The sequence below is a fragment of the Streptomyces sp. NPDC048338 genome (genome assembly GCF_043201055.1).
GTDB lineage: Bacteria > Actinomycetota > Actinomycetes > Streptomycetales > Streptomycetaceae > Streptomyces.
The window spans coordinates 275,885-289,743 of the sequence record NZ_JBICYQ010000002.1 but is presented as its reverse complement, the minus strand read 5'-3'; the positions used below and the strand labels follow the sequence as shown (position 1 = coordinate 289,743).

Annotated in this window: 9 protein-coding genes; 7 read left to right on the top strand and 2 right to left on the bottom strand. The window is 74.2% G+C overall.

The window, feature by feature from the left end:
• The first annotated feature begins 121 nt into the window (after nucleotides 1-121).
• Nucleotides 122-670 (top strand): hypothetical protein, encoded by a 549-nt coding sequence (locus ACGFZF_RS05840; RefSeq protein WP_393551275.1) that lies wholly within the window; start codon nucleotides 122-124, stop codon nucleotides 668-670.
• A 2-nt stretch (nucleotides 671-672) separates the two neighbouring features.
• Nucleotides 673-2,220 (top strand): PQQ-binding-like beta-propeller repeat protein, encoded by a 1,548-nt coding sequence (locus tag ACGFZF_RS05835; RefSeq protein ID WP_393551274.1) that lies wholly within the window; start codon nucleotides 673-675, stop codon nucleotides 2,218-2,220.
• Nucleotides 2,221-2,283: 63 nt separating this feature from the next.
• Here the strand turns inward: ACGFZF_RS05835 and ACGFZF_RS05830 are convergent, their stop codons facing one another.
• A complete protein-coding gene (locus tag ACGFZF_RS05830; RefSeq protein ID WP_393551273.1) occupies nucleotides 2,284-3,375 on the bottom strand; it encodes a PP2C family protein-serine/threonine phosphatase in 1,092 nt (363 codons plus the stop codon).
• 354 nt (nucleotides 3,376-3,729) lie between these two features.
• Nucleotides 3,730-6,219: an ABC transporter substrate-binding protein gene (locus tag ACGFZF_RS05825; protein ID WP_393551272.1), complete on the bottom strand. Its 2,490-nt coding sequence runs from the start codon at nucleotides 6,217-6,219 to the stop codon at nucleotides 3,730-3,732.
• 279 nt (nucleotides 6,220-6,498) lie between these two features.
• Between ACGFZF_RS05825 and ACGFZF_RS05820 the strand changes: the two genes are divergently transcribed.
• The 5 genes from ACGFZF_RS05820 to ACGFZF_RS05800 all read left to right on the top strand — a co-directional run bounded on the left by ACGFZF_RS05820 (nucleotide 6,499) and on the right by ACGFZF_RS05800 (nucleotide 13,749).
• Nucleotides 6,499-7,125 (top strand): 2OG-Fe(II) oxygenase, encoded by a 627-nt coding sequence (locus tag ACGFZF_RS05820; RefSeq protein ID WP_393551271.1) that lies wholly within the window; start codon nucleotides 6,499-6,501, stop codon nucleotides 7,123-7,125.
• Nucleotides 7,122-7,859 (top strand): hypothetical protein, encoded by a 738-nt coding sequence (locus ACGFZF_RS05815; protein WP_393551270.1) that lies wholly within the window; start codon nucleotides 7,122-7,124, stop codon nucleotides 7,857-7,859. The genes ACGFZF_RS05820 and ACGFZF_RS05815 overlap by 4 nt, the downstream gene beginning before the upstream one ends.
• A 42-nt stretch (nucleotides 7,860-7,901) precedes the next feature.
• Nucleotides 7,902-8,807 carry a glycosyltransferase family 2 protein gene (locus ACGFZF_RS05810; RefSeq protein WP_393551269.1) on the top strand — a complete coding sequence of 302 codons (906 nt, stop codon included), beginning with the start codon at nucleotides 7,902-7,904 and terminating at the stop codon, nucleotides 8,805-8,807.
• 104 nt (nucleotides 8,808-8,911) lie between these two features.
• On the top strand, nucleotides 8,912-10,111 hold the full coding sequence (locus tag ACGFZF_RS05805; RefSeq protein WP_393551268.1) for an FAD-dependent monooxygenase: 1,200 nt from the start codon (nucleotides 8,912-8,914) through the stop codon (nucleotides 10,109-10,111).
• Between the two features lie 122 nt (nucleotides 10,112-10,233).
• A complete protein-coding gene (locus tag ACGFZF_RS05800) occupies nucleotides 10,234-13,749 on the top strand; it encodes a hypothetical protein (protein ID WP_393551267.1) in 3,516 nt (1,171 codons plus the stop codon).
• The last annotated feature ends 110 nt before the right edge of the window (nucleotides 13,750-13,859 follow it).

Here is a 13,859-nt window from a genome sequence, read left to right as displayed (position 1 = left end):
GCCCGGTCGCGTCGGGGGCCGCCGCCGAACCGAACGGAGAGCGAGCGGCACACCGGTGTGATCATCGCCACGCGGGCCGGCAGCCAGCCTCTGGCCGGCCCCTGAGAGGAGACGTTTCACCATGTCGCACGTCAACCGCGCACCCGGCACAGGGCCCACCCGCCGCGGTGGGCGGTGGGAACGCTACCGGGTCGCCCACCCGTTCTCCCTGCAGGACCAGGCGGCCCTGTGGGGATCCATCGTGGGCGTCGTGGCGCTCGCCGTCCTGCTCGGCTGGGCCCTCGACATGAAGGGCGGCGTCATCATCGTCGCGGCCGCCCCCTTCATCATTTCCTGGTTCGAGAAGCGACGCACGGCGTTCCAGTTCGACGCGGCCGGCGTCCGGTTCGGCGAGGCCCTGCTGCCGTGGACCGATGTCACCGAGTTCGTCGTGGCCACCCCGCCGGACGGCCCGCACGCACTCATCGGCGCGCGGCTGCACTCCGGCGCGTCCCTGCCGCCGGGCATGGCCGTCCCGTCGCAGCACCCGGCCATGCCCGCACCCGTCCACGTCGCCGTTCCGCGTGCCCGGTTCGATCTGGCGAAGATGGTCCACAAGGCGCGCAGGTACGCCCCACCGCACATCCGGATCGTGGTCGCCGAGCCGTCCGGCGAACGCGTGGCGACCTGACCATGTCGCACCCGCAGCAGCCCTGGTACAACCCCCGCCCACCACAGCGACCGATCGCGGACAACCCGTACGCCCCGCACGGTCACACCCCGGTGCCGCCGGACCGCCGCGGCCGCCTCGGCGGGAGGCCGGTGATCGCCGCGGTCGTCGTCCTGCTGGTCCTCGCCGCATGCGGAGGGCTGTACGCCGTCACCGGCGGCCGGTCGGGCGGACCGTCCCGACCGGTGGCGGAACAGCCGCTCCATTCCTCCGGTACGCCTTCCGCCTCCCGCACGCCCGCGGTCCGCACTCCCCGGCCCGGTCGGATCCCGACGTCGCAGGAGATCAACGCGGGCCGCGAGCCGGGGGACGCGACGGCGTGGATCGTCGACGACCCCACCGACCTGCCACGACGCAGCATCAAGCTCCACGATCTGTGGGTCGTCGGCGACACCGTCGTCCAGGCCGTGCACCGGAAGGTGACCGCACGCCGCCTCACGGACGGTGCCGAGGTGTGGAGCGTGCCGCTGCCCGCCCCGGTCTGCGAGACGCCGGTCAACCCGACCCCTGACGGCAAGGTCGTCCTGGTGTACAAGAGCAGTCAGGCCGTGCACGGGAACCGGTGCAACCAGCTGCAGATGATCGACCTTCGGACCGGGAAGGCGGGCTGGCACAAGGAGCTCACCGAGACCGGCTCCATGGACGACACCATCATCGTGAACTCCGCCATCAGCGGCGACGTGCTCGCGATCGTCCAGAGCATGCGAGCCGCCGCCTACCGGGTCGGCGACGGGGCCAAGCTCTACGACATCCCCCTGGAGAACCCGGGCGCGTGCTACCCCGACGACGTGGCGGGCGGCCCCAGGCTCCTGGTGAAGTCCGACTGCGCGATCGGCGTCGACCGCAGCAAGAACTACAGCCAGCTCCGCGAGATCGACCCGCGCACCGGCAAGGTCCGATGGCGCTTCCGGACCCAGCAGGGCTGGGTGGTGGGCAAGGTGCTCTCCGTCCTGCCGGTGGTCGTCACCACGTTCCACGCCGAGGAGCGCACCGAGAACTGGCGGGTGGTCGCCCTGGGCCCCGGCGGAAAGCTCCGCACCACCGTCGACGCCAGACCGAAGGGCTTCAAGTACTGCGCCGACACCGGAGACTCGGGCGAGAACATCCAGAACTGCAAGGACGCCGTCGTCGGCGACGACACCGTCTTCCTGGGCGGCAACGACAGGGTCGGCGCGTACGGCCTCGGCACCGGGAAGCTCGTCTGGGGCGTGAAGTCCGAGGACAGCACCCTCCATCCCCTGCGTGCGGAGGGCGGTGGGTCCGCGGCCCTCGTCTACGAGGCGACTTCGTCGAACCGGCCGGGCGGGATCATCCGGTTCGGGAAGGGCGGCGTCGACACGAAGAAGCAGGTGCTGCGGCATCCCGCATCGGCCCGCGCCACGGAGGCCCGCATGGACGCCGGCGTCGTCGCCTACGTGAACGGCCGGATCGTCATCACACCGTCGGGCGTGAGCGGCGACGACGCGAACCCGGAAGCAAGGATGTTGTCCTTCGCCCCTGGGACGCCATGACCGGGCTCCGGGAACGGCCCCGCACGGGGTGAGCGGTGCGGGCCGCTCACCGGCGACCGTGCCTCAGGGCTCACGAAGGCGTACGGCGAGGGCGGCGATGTCGTCGTCGAGGCGCCCTCTGGTGTAGTGGAGGAGTTCGCGGTGAAGGGCCGTGAGCAGTTCGCGGGGTGGGGTCGGGGGCTGCCGGCCCATCCAGGCTGTCAGCGGGAAGAACTCGCCGTCATGCGCACGGGCCTCGGCGATCCCGTCGGTGTAGAGGAGCAGCAGGTCCCCGGGGTCGACGTCGTAGGTGTCGACGGCGTAGTGATCGCCGATCAGCTCCGCGAGGCTGAGCAGTGGCGAGGGTGTCGCGGTCTCGAGGACGCGGAGTCTCGTGCGGTTCAGGAGCAGCGGCGGGGGGTGGCCGCAGTTGAGGATGTCGATGCGTCTGCCCTCATGGGAGATCTCGACGAGGAGGGCGGTGGCGAACCGCTCCATCGGGCCTTCGGGGGGAAAGGCCGCGTTGTAGCGCGTACTGCTGGCGTCCAGCCTGCGCGCGACCTCGACCAGGTCGGCCTCGCCGTAGGCCGCCTCCCGGAAGGCGTTGACGATCGCCGCGGCCGCCCCCACGGCGGGCAGGCCTTTGCCCCGCACGTCACCGATGAGCAGCCGGACGCCGGACGGCGTTTCGACCACCTCGTAGAAGTCCCCTCCGATGCGGGCCTCCGCAGCGGCCGCGAGGTACAGCGACTCGATCTCGACGTTGCCGAAGCGGCGTGGCATGGGGCTCAGCACCACCTGCTGGGCCGCGTCGGCGACGAGCCGCACTTGAAAGAGGGTGCGCTCCCGCTGGAGCCGGACATGGCTTCCGTACGCGGCCGCCACGGTGACCGCGATGATTCCCGCGACCGTCCACCATGTTCCCAGGTCGGGGAAGACGAGGCTGAGGCCGATCATCAGCAGGAGGCAGACCGTGCCGAGCAGGATGGTCGGGAGGACCGGCCACATGGCGGCAGCCAGGGCCGGCGCCGCGGGCAGGAGGCGGCTGAAGGCCATCTCCGGCGGCGTGGCGTAGGCCAGGCTGGCGATCACGACGGTCAGGATGACCGGCGACAGCCGCACGAGCATCCCCCGGCCGTAGCGCCGACGGAGCCGCAGCCGTCCAGACTCGATCACGCTTCCCACAATATCCGCGCAATGCGGGCATAGCGCTCTGGCGAACGGAGCCGGCCGCCCGCCCCTCCCGCTCCCCCGGTCGATGAGCGCCCCCACGGGGCGCGCCGCGCACCCCCGGGCTGCCGCCGATCGGTCCTGGCCGGCCCGGGCAGGGGGCCGGTTCCGGCCCGCCACGACCACCCTCTTCATTCGAACGCGCGTTTCACCCGGTCGACCGGTGTCCCACGATGCCTTCCGCGACCCGCGGAGGTCACACAGCGCTACCGACCGTACGCGGTGGCGCGCCTGCCGCCGCCCGTGCCGGACGCACCGCCCGATCCGTCCGGGCGGCCGGGGCGGGTCCGTCCGGGCGGGTCAGGGCGCGCCGGAGGCGGTCGTCACGGTGGTCCACCTGCCGTCCTTCACCGCGTAGACCGTCAGTCCCCGGTTGAGCGTGTCGCCGTAGGCGTCGAAGGCCACGCGGCCCGTGACGCCGTCGAATCCCAGTCCGGCCACCGCCTGGGGCATCTTCGCCCGGGCGTTCTCGGGGAGGGTGCCGCCGTTGGCCTTCACGACGGACTTCACCGCCTCGATGACCGCCCAGGTCGCGTCGTAGGCGTAGGGGCCGTACGGGCCGGCCGTCTCGGGGTATCCCGCGTCGCGGTACGACGTGAGGAAGGCGCCCCCTCCCGTCAGGCTCTCGGCGGGTACACCGATGTTGGTGGCGAGGTCGCCCTCTGCCTGCGTGTTGACCGTGAGGAACTGTTCGTCGAAGATGCCGTCGCCGCCCATCAGGGGGATCCGCGCGCCCGCTTGCTTGAGCCGCTGGGAGAGCGGCCCGGCGGTGAGGTAGTCGCCGCCGAAGTACACGGCGTCCGCACCGGACGCCCGGATCTTCGACGTGATCTCCGTGAAGTCGCCCTGCTGCGGCGTGACGTGGCCGGCGCCCACGACGGTCCCGCCGAGCCTGGTGAGTTCGGCCGTGAACCCGGAGGTGAGAGTGGTGCCGTAACTGCTGTTGTCGTCGACGACGTAGAGCTTGCGCTTCCCGGCCTCGCCATGGAGGTAGCGGGCGGCGACCGGCCCCTGGTCGACGTCCGTCGCGACGGTGCGGAAGTAGGTCGGGTGGGGTCGGGCCTTGGTGCCCTGAGCCCAGTCGGGGCCCAGGGTCAGCAGGGGGTTGGTGTTGGCGGGCGACACGTTGACCAGACCGGCCTGGGCGAGCGGCTCCTGCATCTCCTGGGCGACACCGGAGTTGAGCGGTCCGACGATGCCCAGCACCTGCTTGTCGGCGGCGAACCGCGCGGCGTTCAGACGGCCCTTGGCCGGAGTGGCCTCGTCGTCCAGGGCCTCGATCGTGAACTTCACGCCGGGTACGTGCCCGGTGCGGTTGGCGGTCTTGGCCGCCAGGTCCGCCGAGTTCTTGATGCCGGCGCCGAAGGAGGCCAGGCCGCCGCTGAGCGGTGCGTCCACACCGATCACGACGGTGACCGGGGTGGCGCCCGAACCGCTGCCTCCCGCGTCGTCGCCTCCGCCGGGCTGGTCGTCGTGGTTGAGGGTCCAGGTGAGGACGGAGCCGACGGCGAGCGTGGCCAGGGCGGCCGCGAGGATGCTGGAGCGGCGGGTGAGGGTGCGCCGCCGCGTGGCCGGCTCCTCGTCGCGGCCGTCCTGGGCGTTCCCGCCGAGCCGGACCGTGTCCTCGGCCGGCGGCACGGGCGGCGTGCGCGGCCGGTCCGGTACGGGCCGGCGGGGGGCGTCGACGGTGGGCACGGAGTCCGCGACGGTAGGCGTCGGCGGGGAGGGCGGTGCTGCCTCCCCGTCCGTCTCGGGGCGGGCGTCGCCGGTCACGGCGTCCGGCAGGGACGCCGGGGTGGGCCGAGGTGCGGGTACGGACCCGGGTGCGGGCTCGGGCACGGGTGCGGGCACGGACTCGGACTCGGGTGCGGGCTCGGGCACGGACTCGGGTGCGGGCTCGGGCACGGACTCGGGTGCGGGCTCGGCAGCTGCGTCCACCCGAGAGCGCGACGGGGACGGGGACGGCGTGGAGCTCAGCGCCGACGCCAGCAGCTCGGCGGCCTCGCCGGCTCCGGGTCGGTCCGCCGGGTCCTTGGCCAGGAGCGCGTCGAGCACGGGCGCCAGGGCACCTGCGTGGGTCGGGGGCCGGTGAGGGCGGGTGAGGATGGCCACGGCGAGGGCGTGGAGCCCCTCGGCGTCGAAGGGGGGCTGCCCTTCGACGGCGTGGTAGAGGGTGGCGCCGAGCGCCCACAGGTCGTTGGCAGGGGTCGGCCGCTTGCCTTCCAGCTGTTCCGGCGGCATGTACTGCGGGGTGCCGATGACGATCCCGCTGTGGCTGAGCTTGGTGGTGGCGTCCGCGAGGTGCGCGATGCCGAAGTCGGTGAGGACGACGCGGTCCTTGGTCACGAGCACGTTGTCCGGCTTGATGTCGCGGTGGACGATCCGCGCGGCGTGCGCCTCGGCCAGTGCGTCGAGCATCGCGGCGCCGATCTCGGCCACCCGTCGCACGGGCAGGCGGCCCTGCCCCCGGATGGCCGCGGCGAGGGACTGCCCCCGGATGTACTCCATGACGATCACGGGGGCGCCCCGGTGTTCCACGACGTCGTGGATGGTGATGATCCCGGGATGGCTGAGGGTGACCGCCGCACGGGCCTCCCCCGTGAAGCGCCTGAGCAGGGTGGCACGGTCGCCGTCGTCCAGCCCCAGCGGGAAGACGATCTCCTTGATGGCGACCTCGCGTCCGAAGAGCTGCTGGTCGACACCCCGCCAGACCCGGCCCATCCCGCCCTGGCCGATGCGTTCGACCAGCTGGTACCGGCCCGCGATGAGTTCTGAGTTGTGCTCGGTCACGCGCACACTCTAGGTCCCGGTGGGCCGGTCGGGTGACGGAACGCCGACCTGCTCCACGGCCCGTCCGGACCCCCTCCCCGAGAGCGTGCGGCGCGGGCCGCCCCGACGGCTTCCGCTGCCGGAGGATGCGCGTACGGGCCGGATTCGCCACCTCCCCGGTCCACGCCGGGCCTCCGGCTCACCCGCCCGGTCTCCCCCGGCGTGCGCGGCGGGATGCCCGCGGCTTTGGTGGAGAGGTCTCTTGCACGCCCCTACGTATGCGGCCGAGGGGGCCTCACCATGGACCTGCGGTTCAGAACACGGAACGTCGCGTCGGCGTCCGACTTCCTGTCGGTCGCCGAATGCCGCGACATCATCCGGGCCATGGAGGAGGCGCCGCGGGAGCAGGCGCAGGTCGTGCGCGCCGGGCAGTCGGTCCTCGATCCGTCGCTCCGCCGGTGTTTCGACCACCATTGCCCCGACGCCGTCACGCGAGCGCTCGGCGACCGCCTGGCCTCCCATTTCGACACGCACCGGGTCGAGTTCGAATCCGACGCGGACCACCTGTACGGCCCCTACTTCATGTCGTACGAGCAAGGGAGCTACTTCCGCGCGCACCGGGACGTCGCCAACCACAAGGACGATCCGCCCCGGCTGGCCGCACACCGCTGGTCGCTCCTGCTCTACCTCAACGGACGCGAGGCCACGACGGATCTGCCGACGTTCGACGGGGGCGCGCTCACCCTCTACGAGACCGACCCGACCCTGCGCGATCGCCGGGTCGTCATCATCCCGGAGCCCGGCATGCTGGTGCTGTTCCGGTCGTCCCTGATGCACGAGGTGGCGACCGTCCGCGAAGGCACCCGGTACGCGGTCGCGGGATGGATGTCCAGTTCGAGTGCGCATGCCCTGGGAGGCCGGCGATGAACGACCATGCCGTGGTCAACGAGTCGATCCGCATCCAGGTGGCGGCCGGTGACCTTCCCGTCGAGACGAAGACCGCGCTGGCCACGTTCTGCCGCCGCAACCGCTTCCCGCACCTGTACTTCGAGACCCTGGAACCGCTGCTGTCCCGGAGCGGCCTCGTTCTCGTGCTGGCGACGACGGACAGGCCGTGGCCGCCGAAGGGGATCGGCTCGCAGACGGTCGAGGCCGTGGGCATGGCGTTGATCGGCACGGAGCGGCGGGCCCACCTCACTCCGGTCCTGACGGACCGCGCGCATGCCACCAACCTCGGCCTGGTCGGCGCGGTGACCAAGCACCTCCTGGAGCACCTGCGGGACGCCGACGTGTCCTCGGCCGGATATCTCGTCCGTGCCGGCGATCGCGGTCTCGAACGGGCCCTGGAGCAGGCGGGCTTCGCCGAGTCGGACCTCCAGTCGACCACCGACCACGCCGAGTACCGGGAGCATGCCGCCACGCCCCGGAAGGTCCTCGACACCCTGAACCTCGGTCAGGTCAGGATCGGGGACCTCCTGGCGCTCGCCCTGGACGACCGGGAACTCGATCGTCTGAGTGCCTACCACTTCGCCCTCACCACCGGTTTGACCGCCTATCTGCGGGACTCCCTCCGGTACGCGGCGCTCCTTCCCGGGCTGATCGATCTGGCGGCCACCCTGCCGCCCGGCGGGGTGCCGCCGGGCACCCCCGGCCCCGCCTGATGAGGGCGTCGCGGAGGGGGCGACCGGAGGACCGGTCCACCCGTGCCTGAGCCGACGGCCGAGCCGCCGCCGCTGTCACTGGTCGTGGCGAGTCTCGACGAGGGCGTGGAGCTGCTCGAGACGGTGAGGTCCGTCCACGCCGGATCCGTCGTTCCCGCGGAAACCGTCGTCGTGGACGACGGAGGCACGGACGGCAGTTGCGCCGCCCTGCGGAGCGACGCGTGGCGCGCGCGTGGGGTCGTCGTCCACCGCGTCGAGCGCAGCGGTGTCGCGGCGGCGCGGACCGCCGGTGCCCGGCTCGCGAAGGGGGCGCATCTGGTCTTCCTGGACGCGCACTGCCGGCTGGAACCCGACTGTCTCGCTCGGTTGCGTGCCGCCCTGGTCACCGAGCCCCGTGCCGTCCTGGCGCCCGCCATCCGCGATGTCGGCGGCACCGAGTACGGCTGCGGCGTCCGACTGGTCGACGCCGCGCTGCGGTACCGCTGGCTGCCGCCCGGCCCGGAGGACGTTCCGTACCCGCTGCCCATCGCGCCGGGGGGATGCATCGCGTTGAGCCGGGCCACCTTCGACCGCCTGGGCGGCTTCGGAGAGTTCAGGGAACTCGGCCTGGAGGACGTCGACTTCAGCCTCCGTGCATGGCGTGCGGGGATCGACGTGCTGGCCGTCCCCTCGGCGAGACTGCAGCACCGCTTCCGGCCGAATCCGCCGTATCGTCTCGGCTCCGCGAGCCGCGCCTACAACGTGGCCCGGGTCGCGCTCGTCCACTTCGCGGGCTCCCGCCGCGAGGCGTGCCTTCGCAGGATCATCGGAACGCCGAGGGCCGCCGAGGTCCTGGTCGAGGCGTTCGCCGGCGACTGGGAGGAGCAGCGGGCCAGGCTCGCGGAGACCGGTGCACGGACGGTCGAGGAATTCTTCGACACGTTCGGCGACTGGGGCCGACGGGACTGAGGAGTTCGACCGGCCGCCCTACCGTCGTCCGTCGCGCCGCTCCGGGCGATCCGACCCCCGGCCCTCCTGTGCAAGGATGCTCGGGCCGAACGGAGGGGTGGTCCATGCCGGAGCGTCGCGCAGTGGTGGTCGGGGCCGGAATCGGGGGCCTCACGGCCGCCGTCGCGCTGCACCGCCGCGGCTGGCACGTCGCGGTCCGTGAACGCGCCCCCGAGCCCCCCACCACCGGCGCCGGCATCGGCCTGGCCCCCAACGCCCTGCGCGCGCTCGACGCCATCGGCGTCGACGCCGCCTACGCCGCCGGGAGTCACGTCCCCGAGACCATGGGGGTACGCCGAGCCGACGGCCGGTGGCTCACCCGGAGCGGTACCGCCGCCATGGCGGCCCGGTACGGCCGGCCCCCGATCGCCGTCCCGCGCCCGGCCCTCACCGCCGCGCTGGCCGCGGCGCTGCCGCCGAAGGCCATCCGCTACGGCGCGGAGGTGACCGCCGTGGAGGACGCCGAGGGCCGCCCGACCGTCCGTGCGGAGGACGGTCCGTGCGGTCCCGTCGATCTGGTCGTGGCCGCCGACGGCATCCACAGTCCGCTGCGCCGTGCGTACTTCCCCGCCCACCCCGGCCTGCACTACGTCGGCGAGACCGCCTGGCGGGCTCTCGTGGACGCCCCGGACCTCCGGATACCGTCGATGAGCGAGACCTGGGGGCGGGGCGAGCGGTTCGGGATCACCCCGCTCTCCGACGGCCGGTTCTATCTGTACGCCACCGCGACCGTTCCGGCCGGCGGCCGGTCCTCCGACCACCGTGCCGAACTCCGCCGGCGATTCGGTTCGTGGCACGACCCGATTCCAGCGCTGCTGGACCACGTCGACCGTCTCGATCCCGCCGACGTCCTCCGGAACGACCTGTACGATCTGGCGGCCCCGCTCCCCCGCCTGCACCACGGCAGGGTCGCCTGGCTGGGCGACGCCGCCCACGCCATGGCACCCAACCTCGGCCAGGGCGGCTGCCAGGCCATCGAGGACGCGGTGATCCTCGCCCGCCTCCTGCCCGCGGGAGACCTCGGTGACGAGGACGACACCGGGGAGGGCGCGGGCTCCGTCCCGGCCGCTCTCGCCGCGTACACCGCCGCCCGCCGCGACCGCACCGACGCGGTGCGCGTCCGTGCCCGCAGGGTCGGCCGCCTGGGCGCCCTCCGGAACCCGCTCGCCGCGGCGGTGCGCGACCTCGCGATCCGTGCCACTCCCGACCGCCTGGCCCTGCGCGGGATGGACGACCTGTTCAACGGGTTCCGCCTCCCCGCGTAGCGTCGGACCGCGGTCTCGGCGCCGGGAACGGCGGCCCGCTCTCCGGTACTCCTCCGCCGTCCTCCCGGTACCGGTCCGATAATCGATGGGGCGCGGCCACGCCCTCGGGCACAATGCTCGCGATGATCTCCACTGCAGACGAGCTGCTCGCCGCGCTCGAACCCCTGCCGCACGCCGCCCGGCTCCGGTGCACCGCCGTCCACGCTCACCGCCTCGCCGCCCGAGGCCGACTGGGGCCCGTACTGGCCGCGTTGGACGCGCGCGGCTCCTACGAGCGCCGGCTCGCCGCGCTGGCGGCCCTGACCGGCGGCGCGTGGGAGTACCTCGCGGCCCGGCTCGGCGACCCGGACCCGGTGGTCCGCCGGTACGCGCTCCGCTGCGCCCGGCGGCTGCCCGTCCCCGACGCGCGTATCGAAGCCGCCTACGACGACGCGCCCGCCGTGGTCCGCGGCGACCTCGCACGGCTGCTCCGCGACGGGCGGCGGCCGGGACTCGCCGAGCGGCTGGCGCTTCGGGTGCGCACCGAGTACGGCGACCGGGACGCGGCCCGCCTGCTGCCCGGCTGCTCCACGGAGTTCACCGCACGGCTGCTGCCCGAACTCGCCGGATCGCTCGCGTACGAGGACTGGAGCACGCTGGCCGTCCGCCATCCCGTCGCCGTCCTCGACCATGCGGAACGGGAACTCGCCGACCTTCCCGAGCAGCTGCGTGCCCCCTGGTGGAAACGGCACGCCACCGGGATCGCCGCCGCCCTGCCCGCCGCCCCGGGGCGCGTGCTGGACCTGCTGGAGCGGTTCGGCCCTGACAACCTGCCCGGCCCGGTGCACGAGCGGCTGGGCGACCTCGTGGCGGCGGATGCCGAGCGCGTGGCCTGCTGGCTCGCCGCCCCCGGCCGGGCGGCCGCGCGATGGGAGCGGACACCCGGACGGGCCGTCATGCGGCAGCTGGTGGCGGCGGATCCGCCGTCCCTGCCCAGGCTCGGGGCCCGGTGGTTCCACCGGGGAGCCTTCGGAGTCCTGCTGCGGTCCGTCCCGCCGTCACGCCGGGCCGCCTTCCTTGACACCGTCGTCGCCGCGGGGAGTGCGCGCAGGAACATCCGCGCGCACGACGGGGTGCTCGCCCTGCTGCCGGCCGAGGACCGGCACAGCCGGGCCCGGGCCGCGGTCGAGGCACTGCGCGCCGAGAAGGAGACCGGCTGGAACCTCTGGGGCGCGCTCGCCCTGCTGCCGCCCGCCGAGGCCCGCCCCGAACTCCTGGCCGCCCTCGGTACCGGTGACTCCGACGATCGCGGGACACTCTGGGACCGGCTGGCGGCCAACGCCGGCCACACCCGTGATCCGCGGCAGGTCGCGGAGGTCCTCGCACTGGCCGCCGGGCGCCTGACCAACGAGCGCGACCCCGTGCGCGGGGATGCCCTGTCCGCCTTCGCCGACCTGCCGGCACCGCTGATCGTGGCAGCCCTGGCGGCCGAGGGCGGGTCCGCCGGAGGCGCCACCGGGGCCGACGCGCTGGAGCGGTTGTGCCTCGATGCCCTGCGGGCCCGGGACTGCTCGTCCGGGACCCGTGACACCGTCCGGACCCTCGCCGTGACCCTGCTCGCCGCGGTCGGAGACGCCGCGGCCACCGCGAACAGCCCCACCGGTACGGACGCGGCCACCCGCACGGACCCGGCCGCCGCCGCCGCCCTGCGCACCGCCGTACGCCTCGTGGAGGCGCTGACCGCGCACACCGGCACGGTGGACCTCGGCCGACTGGACCACCTGCCGCGCGGCAGGGCGACGGACGCCGTGCTCGACGCCCTCGGACCGTGGCTCGACCGGGCCGCCGCCCGTGGGGACGTGGCGCCGCTGCTCGCACTGGTCCGGTCCTGCGGACGCCGCGCCTACCGGATCCCGGAACTTCAGGGCCGCCTCGAACAGGCCCTGCGCACCTGCCCGGACGGGCCCTTCGGCGAGATCGCCGCGGCCTGGCTGGCCGACCGCGCGACCCGCGGCGACCGGGTGGCCGAGCTGCTGGCGTGGGAGCCCTCCACGGCCTTCCTGCCTCCGGTGCTCGCGGTGCTGGCGGCCGAGCGCACGGACCTGCTGGACCGCGCGCTGCCCGAGAACCCCCTCCCGGGGGGACGTTTCCCGGTGGCCGGCGCTCCCCGGCCGCTGCCCCCCTTCCGGTTCGCCGACCGGTGGCTGCCCCGGCAGCAGCGGGCGGCGGTCCGGCTGGCGGCGGACGTCGTGGCCGATCCCGGCCGTGGCCTGGACGAACGTGCCGCGCTGCTGCGGGCGGTGGCCCCGGTGCCGACGTACGGGCGGGCCCTGCTCCGGCGGTACGCCACCTCCGGACCGAACGGGGACGGGGACACGGCGGAGTCCTGCACCGGCCATGCCGAGTCGGCTCTGAGGGCAGCCGCGCTGGACGCGGCCGCCCGCACGGACGACCCGGGCTCGGCCCTCGGCGCCCTGCTCGACCACGCCGGCGACGACCGGGCCGCGGCCGTGTGGTCCTCGGCCGGCCGCGCCGCCGCCCACGCCCGTCCCACCCAGGTGGCGGCCCTGCTCCGGGAGATTCTGACCAGCGAGAGCGGAGTCAAGGTCACCGTCCGCAAGGCGGCCGCCCGGCTCGCCGCCGATCACCTGGCGCCGGGGGCCGCCACCGCCCTCCTGTCCGCCGTGGGCAGCGCGCCGGGCATCCATCCGGACGTGCACGCCACCATCGTCGGGCTGGCTCCGGCTCTGCTGCCGGCCGACGAGATGTGGGCCCTGCTGGAGGCGACGACCACCGACGGGCCGGATGCCGCCCGGCGCGCGCTCCTGGACGTGACCCCGTCGGCACTGGCTCCGGCGCACCGGTCGCGGTACGGCGGGCTCATCGCCCGGATGCCCTTCGTCGCCGAGCAACACGTGGCGGAACAGGCCCTGTTCCATCTCCGTGACTGGGCGCGCTACACGCCCGCGGCCGGTACGGCGCTCGTGGACGTCTACACCGACCTCGCCTCGCCTCTGAATGAGCGGCGGGCCGGCTACGGGCTGACGGAGCTGGCCCAGTCCCGGCTGCCCCACCCGATCGGTGGTGTGGAGCCCGGGAGCCTGACGCACGACGTCGTGGACCGGCTCCTGACGCTCGTGGCGGCCGGCGAACCGGAGGGCGGCGGGGGCGGCGGGGACCTGCCGGCACGGCGCCGCCTGCACTCCCTCCTCGGCTCCTCGATCCGGGACCGCGCGATGTGCGCCGTCCTGGCCCGGCAGCTGATGTCCGAACCGGCCGTCAGCTCGACCCGCACCGCGCTGCTCGTACGGACCGTCGACCTGGAGGCAGCCGAGCCCGAACTGCTGCTGTCGCTCCGCGAACTGGCCGCCGCGATCGCGGGACGTCCCGTTCTCGCGGCCCGGGTGGCCGAGGACCTGGAGGAGTCGCACCGGTACGGCGACCCGCTCGCCGACCTCACCCCCGCCCTCGCCGCGGTCCGCGCACTGGGCGACGACGGAGCCCTCGTGGAAGGCCTCCTCGCCGTCGCCCTCGCCACGGCCCTCGGCATCCGCCACGGCTGGCCCGACACCTGCCGCGCCGCGGTCGTCGCCCTGCGCCGCCACGGCGAGCAGGAGGTCCGGGAGGCGGCGTGCGCCACCGACGTGGGCGCGGCCTGACAGCGCGCCGCTCGACTCGGCTCGGCTCGGCTGGGCTCGGCTCGGCTCCGTGGTGGGGCGGTGGTGGGGCGGGCTCGGGGGTGTGGCGGAAGCGGCCACGCCGCGGGCTC

Excerpts from the sequence above, each read along its gene's own strand:
- ACGFZF_RS05815 (WP_393551270.1), top strand. The coding sequence starts at position 7,122 with ATGAACGACCATGCCGTGGTCAACGAGTCGATCCGCATCCAGGTGGCG.
- ACGFZF_RS05805 (WP_393551268.1), top strand. The coding sequence starts at position 8,912 with ATGCCGGAGCGTCGCGCAGTGGTGGTCGGGGCCGGAATCGGGGGCCTC.
- ACGFZF_RS05835 (WP_393551274.1), top strand. The coding sequence starts at position 673 with ATGTCGCACCCGCAGCAGCCCTGGTACAACCCCCGCCCACCACAGCGA.
- ACGFZF_RS05800 (WP_393551267.1), top strand. The coding sequence starts at position 10,234 with ATGATCTCCACTGCAGACGAGCTGCTCGCCGCGCTCGAACCCCTGCCG.
- ACGFZF_RS05840 (WP_393551275.1), top strand. The coding sequence starts at position 122 with ATGTCGCACGTCAACCGCGCACCCGGCACAGGGCCCACCCGCCGCGGT.
- ACGFZF_RS05820 (WP_393551271.1), top strand. The coding sequence starts at position 6,499 with ATGGACCTGCGGTTCAGAACACGGAACGTCGCGTCGGCGTCCGACTTC.